The organism is Hyphomonas polymorpha PS728 (genome assembly GCF_000685315.1).
In the GTDB taxonomy this organism is placed as follows: Bacteria; Pseudomonadota; Alphaproteobacteria; order Caulobacterales; family Hyphomonadaceae; genus Hyphomonas; species Hyphomonas polymorpha.
The window spans coordinates 55,001-67,905 of sequence record NZ_ARYM01000020.1 but is presented as its reverse complement, the minus strand read 5'-3'; the positions used below and the strand labels follow the sequence as shown (position 1 = coordinate 67,905).

Genomic DNA, 12,905 nt, shown 5'->3' with positions numbered 1-12,905 from the left:
TGGGTCGCCGTCAATCACCATGACACGGCCCACCCGCATGTGCACATTGTGATCCGCAGCGGGAGCCCTCGGAACGGCGAACTGATCATTGACCGGAAATACATCACACAAGGGTTCCGGCACCGCGCGGAAGCAGAAGTCACGCGCGAACTTGGCCAGCGGCGGCTCAGGGAAATCGCCGCCAGCCGGTCACGCGAAACTGAACGCGAGGCGTTTACATCCATCGACCGGGAGTTACTCGGTGCGTTTACAGAAGGCAGGATCGAACTGAGCCGGGAGACCGGCGCTCTGGACCGGTTCGACAGAGCACTGAAAGCCCGCCGTTTGCGCCACCTTGAGCGTCTGGGTCTCGCGCAGCATCTGGGTCGTTCTCAATGGCTGATGAAGGAGGGTTGGGACGACACGCTCCGGGCCCTTGGGCGGCGCGGCGATCTCGTCAATGCGATGGCCCGCGCGATGGGGGAGCGACTGGATCTGGAGTCTCTGCGGGAATTCTCTCCGGACAGGGGTGCGGGTGGTGAAATCACCGGCCGGCTTGCGGCCGTCCTGCCAGGTGATGAGTTGCGAAATGGCCGCCTGCTGCTCATCGAAGGCATCGATGGCCATCCGTGGACGGCGCACATCACCGAAGCTCAGACTGTTGAACTGCCGAAGATCGGGGGCGTAATTTCTCTCACAGTCGACAGACCGGAACGGAAGGCAGCAGACAAGGTGATTGCTGAGATCGCCGCGCGCAATGGAGGCGTCTATTCTGAAGCGCTACATACTGCGGCCGATCCAGCCAGTTCGCCCGCTTACCGATTGGCTCACAAGCGGCGACTGGAGGCGCTTCGCAGACTAAGGATCGTGGAGCGTCAATCCGACGGATCGTGGCAGATTCCCCCTGACTTCGAACAGCGGGCCATGGAAGCTGAGTCAAGACGTACACACATTAAGCTGACCGTTCAATCCTGGCTGCCCGTCGAACAGCTTACCGAACGCCCCGCCCACACCTGGCTGGACCGGGCGGACGAGACCGTCATCCCGGATTTCGGATCGGGCTTCGGCGCCGAGGTGCGCGCGGCAAGGGTTGCACGTCAACTCTGGGCGAAGAGCGCCGGACTTGATCTGAGAACTGAAACACAGCTCAAAGCGAGTGAGCTATCAGACTTCATTGCCAATGAAGCTTCGCGAACAGGAAAAGAGTCTGTGGAGCTTGCGAGCGGTGGAACTTTCAAGGGCATTTATGCCCGGCATGTCGATCTCGCGCAGGGAAGATTTGCCATCATTGAGAGTGAGGGCCGGTTTATGCTCGCCGGATGGTCTGCCCGGAACGCAGCCTGGAAAGGCAGAGAGGTTACGCTGTCGCAAAGGGGGCGTTCCATTCAATGGCGGCTGATGCAGGAACGGAACCTGGGCCTGTAGAACCCTGACGGCGTTGCCCTTGTCAGGGCCTCTGCGGGTCGGACTTTGTAACAAGGACGATCCGGAGGCCCGGAGAACCCACATTGGCCAAAGAACCAAAGGTGATACTTTTCACAAAAAATAGGCCCTTTTATCGTTTTTCATAGATCGTAAATGTTTTTCACGCTATGGACCTCACGCTGATAGATTTCACAGGCATTTGACAGAACGCGGCCAGCTCAATGGATATTCACGCCTTTTCAGACCCTGTCGCCGCATACGGGGACCGGCGCCTGCCAGAGCCGGCGCGCCCAGCCGGTTATGCCGCGCTGATAACCGACTTCGACCTTTCTGTCCCCTTGCCAGCGACGCTGAGCGCCATTGCAGAGCGCCACCGCGTCTATGAACAAGGTTCTTGGCGGATCTTCGGCCCACGCTATGCGCCTGACCCCACGCTTGAAGGGCATCTTGTTTTCGCGCTCAAGAACGAAGGCCTCGATCTGTGCGTTCTGAAACGTCTGTTCGACAAGGCCAGCCGCCGCGATCTTGAGGCGATGATTTCCGCAAAGCCAGGAAGCGCGTATATGAGGCGGATCTGGTTCCTCTTCGAGTGGCTCACGGGCGAGCGGCTCGATCTCGATGACGCGCCACCGGTCGGCGCTTATGCCGATGTCGTCGATACCGATCAGCAATATGCAGCGGAGGCGAAGACCTCAACACGCCACAGGGTTCGCAACAACCTGCCGGGCGATCGCGAGTTCTGTCCGCTCGTGAGGCGGACGCCCGCGATCGACGCGTTCCGGTCGATGAAGCTCGACGAAAAGGCAAGGAAGATAACGGGCGCGGTGTCGAACAGCGTGCTGGCCCGCGCTGCCGCTTTCCTGCTGCTCAAGGATTCAAGGTCCAGCTACGCTATCGAAGGCGAAGCGCCCTCGCATAGCCGCATCCAACGATGGGGCAAGGCTATCGGACAGGCTGGTCAATATCCGCTGGATGCGGAAGAACTGCTGCGCCTGCAACGTATCGTCATGGGCGATGCGCGTTTTGTGCGCCTCGGCTTCCGCGACGAAGGCGGCTTTGTTGGTGATCATGCCCCGGATACGAGGATACCGCTGCCCGTTCACATCAGCGCGCGCCATGACGACCTGGAAAGTCTCGTCGGCGGGCTGATTGCATTTAATGCACGTCATGGGGGCGGACTGGATCCCATTATCGCCGCAGCCGTCCTCGCCTTTGGGTTCGTCTATATTCATCCCTTTGCGGACGGCAACGGCCGCATCCATCGATACCTGATCCATCATGTCCTTGCAGAGCGCAGCTTTAGTCCAAGGGGTATGGCGTTTCCGATCTCGAGCGTCATTTTTGATCGCATGGATGATTATCGACACGTCCTGGAAAGCTATTCAGAGCGGCTTCTGCCCGTCATCGAATGGCGGCCTACGGAAAAAATGAATGTGGACGTGTTGAACGAGACAGCCGACTTCTATCGCTATTTCGATGCGACGCCGCATGTCACCTTTCTGTATGAGTGCGTCCAGCGCACCATAGAGCATGACCTTCCTGAGGAAGTTGCATTCCTGGAGCGCTACGACCGGTTCAGGGCGGCCATCGGGAAAGAAATAGAAATGCCGGACTCGACAATCGATCTGCTTTTCAATTTCCTGCGCCAGAACGGCGGCAAGCTTTCAAAAAGAGCGCGGGAGAAGGAATTTGCAGCGCTCCGCCCGCACGAGCTGGCGCGCGTGGAAGCGCTTTATTCAGAGGCCTTCTCAGCGCCGGAAGAATAGCCGGATTTCGGCGTGCCTCCCGGGACCAACATCTTCGCGTGCCCCCTTCTGTCCGCGAAAGGGAAATTTTCCTTGTGCTGAGATTGCAGCGTTCCCTAAAGGTGAATGCCCTCCAAGCACAATGCCGGACGCCTGGTTCACGCCCCGACCGGACGCAACCGATAACACCCGGCTCCGTTTGAATGGTCCGATGCGGTCCCGCTCCGAAAATACTGCCGGTTGCGCTGGAAACCTCGACTATCCCGGGTATTCCCTCAACCACCCGCTATACCGTCTGGCTGCTTTCGGCCTTGTGGAGGATGCTGGCGTTCTGAAGAAAGGTGGATAGGCCAGTGACCCCAACGAAGTTTCTGATCGGGCAATTCCTCCTCACGCTGGCCCTGATCTGCGTCTCGACTTGGTTGGCAACGCAGTGGACCGCAGAGGCGCTTGGCTTTCAGCCGCGCCTCGGGCGGCCATGGTTTGTGCTCGGAGAGTATCCGGTCTACCGGCCATGGCGCTTCTTCCAGTGGTGGTATGCCTATGATGCCTATGCCTCTGACATATTTGCGCGTGGCGGCGTGATGGCGTCGCTGGGTGGGATCGCGGGTATCATCATGGCGGTGGTGGCCTCTATTCTGCGGGCGCGGCAGGCAAAGCACTCCACGACCTACGGATCGGCCCGATGGGCGCAAGGGAAAGACATAAAGGATGCTGGCCTTCTGGCCGCTGCTGGCGTGATCCTTGGCACGCATGAGGGGCGATACCTGCGCCATAACGGCCCGGAACATGTCATCGCCTTCGCCCCGACCCGGTCCGGCAAAGGTGTAGGGCTCGTCGTTCCCACCCTGCTCTCATGGACAGGCAATGCCATCATCCATGACATCAAGGGCGAAAACTGGACCCTGACGTCGAAATGGCGCTCGGGCTTCTCTCAGTGTATCCGGTTTGATCCGACGAGTCTGTCGAGTGCGCGGTTCAATCCCCTGCTCGAAGTCAGGCTCGGGACCCATGAAGTTCGCGACGCTCAGAATATTGCCGATATCCTGGTCGATCCGGAAGGCGCGCTGGAACGGCGCAGTCACTGGGACAAGACCGCCCATTCCCTTCTCGTGGGCGCCATCCTGCATGTGCTCTATGCGGAGGATGACAAATCCCTCGCGGGCGTGGCGCGTCTCCTGTCAGACCCCGCCCGCCCGGTGGACGACACACTGGAATACATGATGTGCGCCAATCACGTCGGTCCGCGGGAGGCACCAATGCCTCACCCGGTCGTCGCCGAAGCGGCGCGGGAGCTCCTCAACAAATCAGAGAATGAGAAATCCTCTGTCATTTCCACGGCGCTCTCCTTTCTGGGGCTCTACCGCGATCCGGTGATCCAGCACGTCACTTCAAACTCCGACTGGCGGATCGGCGATCTGCTAGACCCGGAGCAACCGGTCTCCCTCTATCTGATCGTTCCGCCCTCCGATTTGTCCCGGACAAAGCCGCTCGTTCGCCTTGTGCTCAATCAGATCGCCCGGCGGCTCTGCGAAGACCTCCCGGCCGGCGAGGATGACCGCCAGCAGACACTGCTGATGCTCGACGAATTTCCCGCACTCGGTCGGCTCGACTTTTTTGAAACATCGCTCGCCTTCATGGCGGGCTATGGCGTGCGCGCCTTCCTGATTGCCCAGTCGCTGAATCAGGTCGAGAAAGCCTATGGCGAAAAGAACGCCATCCTCGACAACTGCCATGTCCGGGTGGCCTTTGCCACAAACGATGAACGCACCGCCCGGCGGATATCTGACATGCTGGGCACCAAGACTGAGCAGCGCCACCAGCGCAACTATGCCGGTCACCGGCTCGCCCCCTGGCTCAGCCATGTCATGGTCTCCCAGCAGGAGACCCAGCGCGCGCTGATGACCCCCGGCGAGGTCATGCAGATGCCCCCTGACGACGCCCTTGTCATGGTCGCGAGCACCCCGCCTGTGCGGGCGAAGAAGCTTCGCTACTTTGCAGATCGAAACTTTCTGCCGCGCGTCGGTGGCCTTGTTGTAGCAGAGCCGGATACCCTCGAACGCCCGGTTGAGATTGTCGAGACGGCGATGCCGCTGCCTCTGCCCGGACAGCTCAAACCTGTCAGCGAAGCGCCGAAGTCATCGGATCCAACGCCTCCCACCGAGGCCGTAACCGAAGGCACCAAAGCTGCCCGGATCGAGCCGTCCGTGGATGGATACGTCAATGCCATTCAGGTCTATCCCTATACGGAAGGCGCGCTCTACCGGCTCTATGCAAGCCCCGGCCAGGTGTCTGATATTGCCCTTCAACCCGGAGAGACGCTTGTTTCCGTCTCAGCCGGTGACACGGTGCGCTGGGTCGTCGGCGACACGCAATCGGGGACCGGACCAAACGCCCGCGCACATGTTCTGGTCAAACCGATCTCTGCGGGCCTGTCCACCAATCTGATGATTGCGACGGACCGGCGCACCTATCATCTCGAACTGGCCAGCCTGGAGACAGGTTACATGGCTGCGCTGTCCTGGCGCTATCCGGCCGACCAGCTCGCAGAGCTAACGCTCCGGAATGCCCGGGCCGAACGCCGTGAGGCCGGGTCCATCGCGACGGGCCTCGCGCTGGATACTTTGAACTTCAATTACACGATCGACGGGGACAGCCCCTCCTGGCGGCCCGTGCGCGTCTTTGACGATGGCCGGCAGGTTTTTATCCAGATGCCCGCCGGACTGGCAGCCACCAACGCCCCGCCCCTGTTTGTAACCGGCCGGAAGGGCGCGACGGAGCTTGTCAATTACCGCGTCCGCGGCAGCTATTACATTGTCGATCACCTCTTTGACGCCGCAGAGCTTCGCCTGGGCGAGAAGTCCCAGACCATTGTACGCATCCGGAAGGAGTTTCCTGGACGCAGCAGCAGGACATCCGGGAGAAGCAAATGACAGACCCGGCGCCTTTTCCAAAACAGACCGACGCGCTGAAACTGCGGGCCAAAACCCGTCCTGTCACCCGGATCAATCGCAAAGTCCTTCTCGCGGGCACCGGGATCGGCATCCTTGCCCTCTTTGCGGTCGCAGCGATTGCGCTTGATCCGCCCAGGGCTGCGGACGATGCAGGCCCGGGTGAACTCTACAATACAGCGACCAAGCGCGCCCCGGACGGTCTGGCCGGCCTTCCGGCGTCCTACGATACGTGGCGCCCGGCCCCGGATGTCCCGCTGCTCGGCGCGCCCCAGACAGGGGATCTTGGCGGGACGATCGTCGCAGAAGAGGATCGCTGGGGCCTGGCCCGGGAATGGGACGTGATGCCCGACAATGATTTCCGGCCGTCTCAGGAAGATGAAGTGTTGCGCGCGCAACGTCTGACCGATGCCAAGCTGGCCGATCAGGCCGGCAAATCCGGTGTGTTCTTCGAACTGTCAGGGAGAGCCGAGATGATCGATACGTCCACCCTGGCATCATCTTCCGCTGCGTCGGGCCTGGAGCGACTCACGCTCGCTGCGAGCAACAACGCCCCGGACGTCGTCGGGGCACTGGCTGACCCAAACCTTCAATCCCGCAAGATTGCCTTTGCTGCAAGCGACCCGGACGGCGCGATCTACAATCCCTACAGCGTCGAAACGCCAGTCTCTCCCTTCCAGGTGATGGCGGGCACGCTGATTCCCGCGTCACTGGTCACGGCGGTCAATTCGGACCTGCCGGGCGCGGTCATAGCTCAGGTGACCCAGCCGGTTTATGACACGGTCACCGGGGCGCACCTCCTGATCCCTCAGGGTGCCCGGCTCCTGGGGCGCTATCAGTCAGAGGTATCGGCAGGCCAGGACCGGGCCCTGATCCTCTGGGAGCGGATTATCTTTCCGGACGGCCGCTCACTCCGGATCGCAGAACCTGCCACGGATGCCTCTGGCGCGGGCGGCGTGGCTGACCGGACCGATAACCACTGGCGGCGGGTCTTCACAGCCGCAGGCCTTGCAACGATCCTCGGGGTGGGCGCGGAACTTGGTTCTGAATCTGAAGATGACATAGCGCGCGCCATCCGGCGCGGCACAACGGACACAATCAATCAGGCCGGCCAGCGTGTTGTTGATCGCAATCTTGGCATCCAGCCAACAATCCGGATCCGCCCGGGCTGGCCGGTCCGCGCGGTCGTGACACGCGACCTCATCCTGGCGCCATATGAAGGAGACGACGAATGACCCTGAGACTGGCCCGTCTTCCCGATCGGACCCCTGTGCGGATGAACATAGCGCTCGAGCCGGAACTCGCAGCCGCGCTTCAGGATTACGCCATCATTTACTCTGAGACCTATGGCGACACCCAGAAGGCCGAAGCGCTGATCCCTGCAATGCTCGATACGTTCCTCAGCACCGATACCGGGTTCCGGCGCGCCCGGCGTGAGCTCAAAACGCAGACGGGCGTATGAAAAAGCCCCGCCCCTTTCCGGTCACGCGCAGCCGCCTGCCAAAAGTGCTCAGGGAGAGCCATTCACCCCCGGAGCCACGGCCATTAGATGAGCCCGCGGCACAATGGGTGATAGAATTTTCTGAAGCCCTTGCGCGATATCATGCCCGGATGGCATATCGTGATGAATCATGACTCTCCGCGCCGCCATCTACGCCCGCTATTCCTCAGATCTCCAATCCTCCCGTTCGATTGAGGATCAGGTCACGGTCTGCCGGCAATTCGTCCGCCAGCAGGGCTGGGTCGAAACCGGGCTTTTTGCAGACAGAGCGCTGTCCGGCGGCGCTATGGTTACACGGCCGGCGATTCAGGAACTCATCAGCGCCGCTCAGGACGGCCGTTTCAATGTGATCGTTGCTGAAGCGCTTGACCGGATCTCGCGGGACCAGGCGGATACCGCGACAATCTACAAGATCCTCGCCTTTCATGGCGTTTCGATCGTCACACTGTCGGAAGGCCGCGTCGATCCGATGCATGTCGGCTTCAAAGGCGTAATGAACGAAATTTTCCTCAAAGAGCTCGGCCGAAAGACGCGCCGCGGGCAGGCCGGTGTCGTCAACTCGGGGAGATCGGCTGGCGGCCGGTGCTATGGTTATGACATAGTCCTCGGCCCGAAAGCGGGTGTCCTGGCCGTTAATGAAACGGAAGCTCAGATAATCCGGCGTATCCTGCAGCTCTATGCCGACGGACAGTCTCCACGATCGATCGCAGCTATTCTGAACCGGGAGGGTGTTGCTGCACCCAGGGGAACCGAATGGCGGGCCTCAACCATCAACGGCCAGAAGCATGCAGGCAACGGAATCCTGAACAATGAACTCTATATCGGCCGTCGCATATGGAACCGGCGTCACAAGGTGACAGATCCGTTCACTGGCAAGAAGCGGATGCGGGCCAATCCTCAGAGCGACTGGATCTGCACCGAAGCCCCCGAACTTAGGATCGTCGATGATGACCTCTGGGAAGCCGTCAAGCGCAGACAGGTAAAATACTCGAACAAGCGCGGGGCAGCAAAGCGCCCGAGCCGTCTCCTGTCAGGGCTGTTGGAATGCGGTGCCTGCGGGGGTCCGATGAGCATATGTGCCAAAGACCGATACGGCTGCTCAGCACATCGGGAGAAAGGTACCTGTTCAAACAATCGCACGATACTTTCAACCGAAATCGAAGCCCGCGTCATGCAAGGTCTGAAGCGAGCGATGCTTCATCCTGAGGCTCAGAAGGCCGCGGCCCGGGAGTTTCATGAAGAGCTCGTGCGTCAGCAGAAGGCGAACGGAACCGAACGCTTCCGGCTTGAGAAAGAGATTGCGGAAGCGAGCCGCCGCATCGACAGAATTGTCGATGCCATTGCCGACGGAGTCGCAACAGCCTCACTAAAGGAAAGGCTTGTGGACCTTGAGACCGAGAAACTGGATAAACAGGCTGCCCTGGCTTCGCTCGGCGCGGAGCCGAAGGTTGCCGTGCATCCAAATGCTGGCGAACTCTATGCCAAACTAATCGGCTCTCTCGTGGAGGTCATCTCGGACCCATCTGCGGATGCAGATGAAGTCAGAACGATCCTGCGTCAGGCTGTAAGGCGCATACACCTCACTCCACGTCCCGACGCACCTGGTTATGATATTCTCATCAAGGGAGACCTTGCAGCCCTGCTTCAGTCGTCGGATCAAAAAGTCCATGAGAATCAAAAGAAAACCCCCGGTTCCGTTTCCGGGACCGGGGGTTCGCTTATGGTGGGTGCGGGAACAGGATTTGAACCTGTGACCTTCAGGTTATGAGCCTGACGAGCTACCGGACTGCTCCATCCCGCGTCAATTCTGTCTTGTTCCCGAAGCACCTCTGCGTCTGAAACAAAAAACCGGCCCGCCGGTATGGCTGGGGCCGGCCCGGGCCACCTTGATCGACAAGATCGCGGTGGCTGACCGCCCGAAAGCGGCCGTAGTGTAAGAGAAAGACATGTCTGCAAGAATTACAATCGGTATCTGGGCTCTGCAGACCCGGCAGCGACCTACTCTCCCACGCCTTAAGACGTAGTACCATTGGCGCAAGGGGGCTTAACGACGGAGTTCGGGATGGGATCCGGTGGGGACCCCCTGCCATTACCACCAGGTCGGCGGAAACCAGCTAGCGATTGTAAGAAACCAAAATGTCTTTGACTGAACTCGTCAGTGAAAGTCTGAGCTTTCAACTACACATGAGTTTCAGGGATCAAGCCTATCGAGCAATTAGTATCAGTTAGCTTCATGCCTCGCGGCACTTCCACACCTGACCTATCGACGTCCTGGTCTTGGACGGCTCTCAGGGATACCTGGTTTTGAGGTTAGTTTCCCGCTTAGATGCTTTCAGCGGTTATCTAGTCCACACATAGCTACCCTGCAATGCGGCTGGCGCCACAACAGGTCCACCAGAGGTGTGTTCATCCCGGTCCTCTCGTACTAGGGACAAATCCTCTCAAGTATCCAACACCCACGGCAGATAGGGACCAAACTGTCTCGCGACGTTCTGAACCCAGCTCACGTACCACTTTAATCGGCGAACAGCCGAACCCTTGGGACCTTCTCCAGCCCCAGGATGTGATGAGCCGACATCGAGGTGCCAAACGATGCCGTCGATATGGACTCTTGGGCATCATCAGCCTGTTATCCCCGGAGTACCTTTTATCCGTTGAGCGATGGCCCTTCCACGCGGGACCACCGGATCACTATGACCGACTTTCGTCTCTGCTCGCTCCGTCGAGCTCGCAGTCAGGCAGGCTTATGCCATTGCACTCAACGAGCGATGTCCGACCGCTCTGAGCCTACCATCGCGCGCCTCCGTTACACTTTGGGAGGCGACCGCCCCAGTCAAACTACCCGCCACACAGGGTCCCGGCCCCATCCAGGGGCGCGGTTAGACATCAAAGAAGACAAGGGTGGTATTTCAAGGTTGGCTCCACTCCAGCTGGCGCCAGAGCTTCAAAGCCTCCCACCTATCCTACACATATATTCTTTAATGCCACTGTGAAGCTGTAGTAAAGGTTCACGGGGTCTTTCCGTCTGACCGCGGGTACCCCGCATCTTCACGGGGAATTCAATTTCGCTGAGTCTATGTTGGAGACAGTGGGGAAGTCGTTACGCCATTCGTGCAGGTCGGAACTTACCCGACAAGGAATTTCGCTACCTTAGGACCGTTATAGTTACGGCCGCCGTTCACCGGGGCTTCAATTCAATGCTTGCACATCTCCTTTTAACCTTCCGGCACCGGGCAGGCGTCAGACCCTATACGTCATCTTGCGATTTCGCAGAGCCCTGTGTTTTTGATAAACAGTCGCAACCCCCAGTTTTGTGCCCCTCAGTACTGGTTGCCCAATATGAGGCCTCCTTCTCCCGAAGTTACGGAGGTAATTTGCCGAGTTCCTTCAACATAGTTCTCTCAAGCGCCTTGGTATGCTCTACCAGTCCACCTGTGTCGGTTTAGGGTACGGTCTAATAGGGAGGCTATTTCCAGGGACCCCCAGGCTGCACTCACAATCCAGTAAGTTCATACAGCTTTCGGAATCCGTCACTCATCCCTCGGCCCACGAATATTAACGTGGTTCCCATCGGCTACGCCTTTCGGCCTGACCTTAGGGGCCGGCTAACCCTGCGCAGATTAGCTTTACGCAGGAACCCTTGGACTTTCGGCGAGAGGGTCTCTCACCCTCTTTGTCGCTACTCATGTCAACATTCTCACTTCCGATACCTCCAGCAAACCTCACGGTTCACCTTCATTGGCTTACGGAACGCTCCGCTACCGCTCTTACGAGCCCGCGATTTCGGCGCATAACTTTAGTCCCGATACATTTTCCGCGCAGGATCGCTTGATCAGTGAGCTGTTACGCTTTCTTTAAAGGATGGCTGCTTCTAAGCCAACCTCCTGATTGTCTCAGCAATCCCACATCGTTTCGCACTTAGCTATGACTTGGGGGCCTTAATCGGCGGTCTGGGTTGTTTCCCTTTTCACGACGGACGTTAGCACCCGCCGTGTGTCTGCCACGTATAACTTCCAGGTATTCGGAGTTTGATAAGGTTTGGTAATCCGGTAAGGACCCCTAGCCCATTCAGTGCTCTACCCCCTGGAGTCTCAACCGTGACGCTCTACCTAAATAGATTTCGCGGAGAACCAGCTATCAGCAAGTTTGATTGGCCTTTCACCCCTAGGCACAGGTCATCCGAGAATTTTTCAACATTCAACGGTTCGGCCCTCCAGTGCGTGTTACCGCACCTTCAGCCTGCCCATACCTAGATCACTTGCCTTCGGGTCTAATGCTACGTACTCAGTCGCCCTATTCAGACTCGCTTTCGCTGTGCCTACACCTAACGGCTTAAGCTTGCACGCAACACTAAGTCGTTGACCCATTATACAAAAGGTACGAGGTCACTCCGAAGAGCTCCCTCAGCTTGTAGGCATCCGGTTTCAGGATCTGTTTCACTCCCCTCATCGGGGTTCTTTTCATCATTCCCTCACGGTACTTGTTCACTATCGGTCGGTAAGGAGTACTTAGGCTTGGAGGGTGGTCCCCCCATTTTCAGACAGGATTTCACGTGTCCCGCCCTACTCTAAAAGGTCTTCATTTTACGGATACGGGGCTATCACCCACTATGGCGTACCTTCCCAGATACTTCTCCTTATTTCAGACCAGGCCTGGTCCGCGTTCGCTCGCCACTACTAACGGAGTCTCAATTGATGTCCTTTCCTCCGGGTACTCAGATGTTTCAATTCCCCGGGTTCGCTTTTTAAACCTATGTATTCAGTTTAAAATACCTCACTATTGAAATGTCAGACATGTCGAGCGCCGAAGCGCTCGAATTATCCAACATCTCGGAGGTGGGTTTCCCCATTCAGAAATCACCGGATCAAAGGGTGCTCTCGCCTCCCCGGTGCTTATCGCAGAGTGCCACGTCTTTCATCGCCTCTTACCGCCAAGACATCCCCCGGATGCCCTTTTGACGCTTGATCTCATAAAACCCATGTGCAGTGGAAAGCGCAGAGCGCTTCACTGACACAGAGTTTCAGTCAGACATTGTTGGTTTCTTGCAGACTGACCCTTTGAAGCGCACCCGTTGCCAGGCACGCTCTATCGGCTGAAGCAGCAGCGCCAAAACCCTGTGGGGGTTTATGAGGCGCGCGGCCGGATCAGTCTTTCCCTTACGATAACAAACATCCCGAAACCCCAATGGGCTTCGGAAACCAGATAACTTCTTTCGTTCGTGAGACAGGATGGTGGAGCCAGACGGAGTCGAACCGACGGCCTCCTGAATGCAAATCAGGCGCTCTCCCAACTGAGCTATGGCCC

Annotated in this window: 6 protein-coding genes, 2 tRNA genes and 2 rRNA genes (1 of these 10 cut by a window edge); 6 read left to right on the top strand and 4 right to left on the bottom strand. The window is 58.5% G+C overall.

All coding sequences use genetic code 11. The features are described 5' to 3' along the window. From HPO_RS15400 to HPO_RS21260, 6 genes are all read left to right on the top strand, one after another. Positions 1 to 1,404, top strand: a 1,404-nt coding sequence (locus tag HPO_RS15400) for a DUF3363 domain-containing protein (RefSeq protein ID WP_157532873.1), incomplete at its 5' end; no start/stop codon positions are given. A gap of 221 nt (positions 1,405 to 1,625) precedes the next feature. Further along, entirely contained in the window at positions 1,626 to 3,170 is a 1,545-nt protein-coding gene (locus HPO_RS15395; protein ID WP_035600634.1) for a Fic family protein, read from the top strand. Positions 3,171 to 3,502: 332 nt separating this feature from the next. After that, entirely contained in the window at positions 3,503 to 6,082 is a 2,580-nt protein-coding gene (trbG, locus tag HPO_RS21265) for a P-type conjugative transfer protein TrbG (protein WP_084324359.1), read from the top strand. After that, the gene (locus HPO_RS15385; protein WP_035600631.1) at positions 6,079 to 7,335 is read left to right on the top strand and encodes a TraB/TrbI/VirB10 family type IV secretion system protein; all 1,257 of its coding nucleotides are present in this window, start codon (positions 6,079 to 6,081) and stop codon (positions 7,333 to 7,335) included. The genes trbG and HPO_RS15385 overlap by 4 nt, the downstream gene beginning before the upstream one ends. Next, entirely contained in the window at positions 7,332 to 7,562 is a 231-nt protein-coding gene (locus HPO_RS15380) for a DUF2274 domain-containing protein (RefSeq protein ID WP_035600630.1), read from the top strand. Before HPO_RS15385 ends, HPO_RS15380 begins: the two co-directional genes overlap by 4 nt. A gap of 169 nt (positions 7,563 to 7,731) precedes the next feature. Further along, entirely contained in the window at positions 7,732 to 9,369 is a 1,638-nt protein-coding gene (locus tag HPO_RS21260) for a recombinase family protein (RefSeq protein WP_422120100.1), read from the top strand. On the opposite strand, the gene HPO_RS15365 is transcribed toward HPO_RS21260, so the two are convergent. The 4 genes from HPO_RS15365 to HPO_RS15350 form a co-directional block, all read right to left on the bottom strand. After that, positions 9,326 to 9,402, bottom strand: a tRNA-Met gene (locus HPO_RS15365). The genes HPO_RS21260 and HPO_RS15365 overlap by 44 nt on opposite strands. A 184-nt stretch (positions 9,403 to 9,586) precedes the next feature. Continuing rightward, positions 9,587 to 9,701 (bottom strand): 5S ribosomal RNA (gene rrf / locus HPO_RS15360). A 94-nt stretch (positions 9,702 to 9,795) separates the two neighbouring features. Further along, a 23S ribosomal RNA gene (locus HPO_RS15355) occupies positions 9,796 to 12,568 on the bottom strand. Positions 12,569 to 12,830: 262 nt separating this feature from the next. Further along, a tRNA-Ala gene (locus HPO_RS15350) sits at positions 12,831 to 12,905 on the bottom strand (it continues 1 nt past the right edge of the window).

Coding starts and splice junctions, on each gene's coding strand:
- HPO_RS15395 (WP_035600634.1), top strand. CDS start 1,626: ATGGATATTCACGCCTTTTCAGACCCTGTCGCCGCATACGGGGACCGG.
- HPO_RS15380 (WP_035600630.1), top strand. CDS start 7,332: ATGACCCTGAGACTGGCCCGTCTTCCCGATCGGACCCCTGTGCGGATG.
- HPO_RS15385 (WP_035600631.1), top strand. CDS start 6,079: ATGACAGACCCGGCGCCTTTTCCAAAACAGACCGACGCGCTGAAACTG.
- HPO_RS21260 (WP_422120100.1), top strand. CDS start 7,732: ATGACTCTCCGCGCCGCCATCTACGCCCGCTATTCCTCAGATCTCCAA.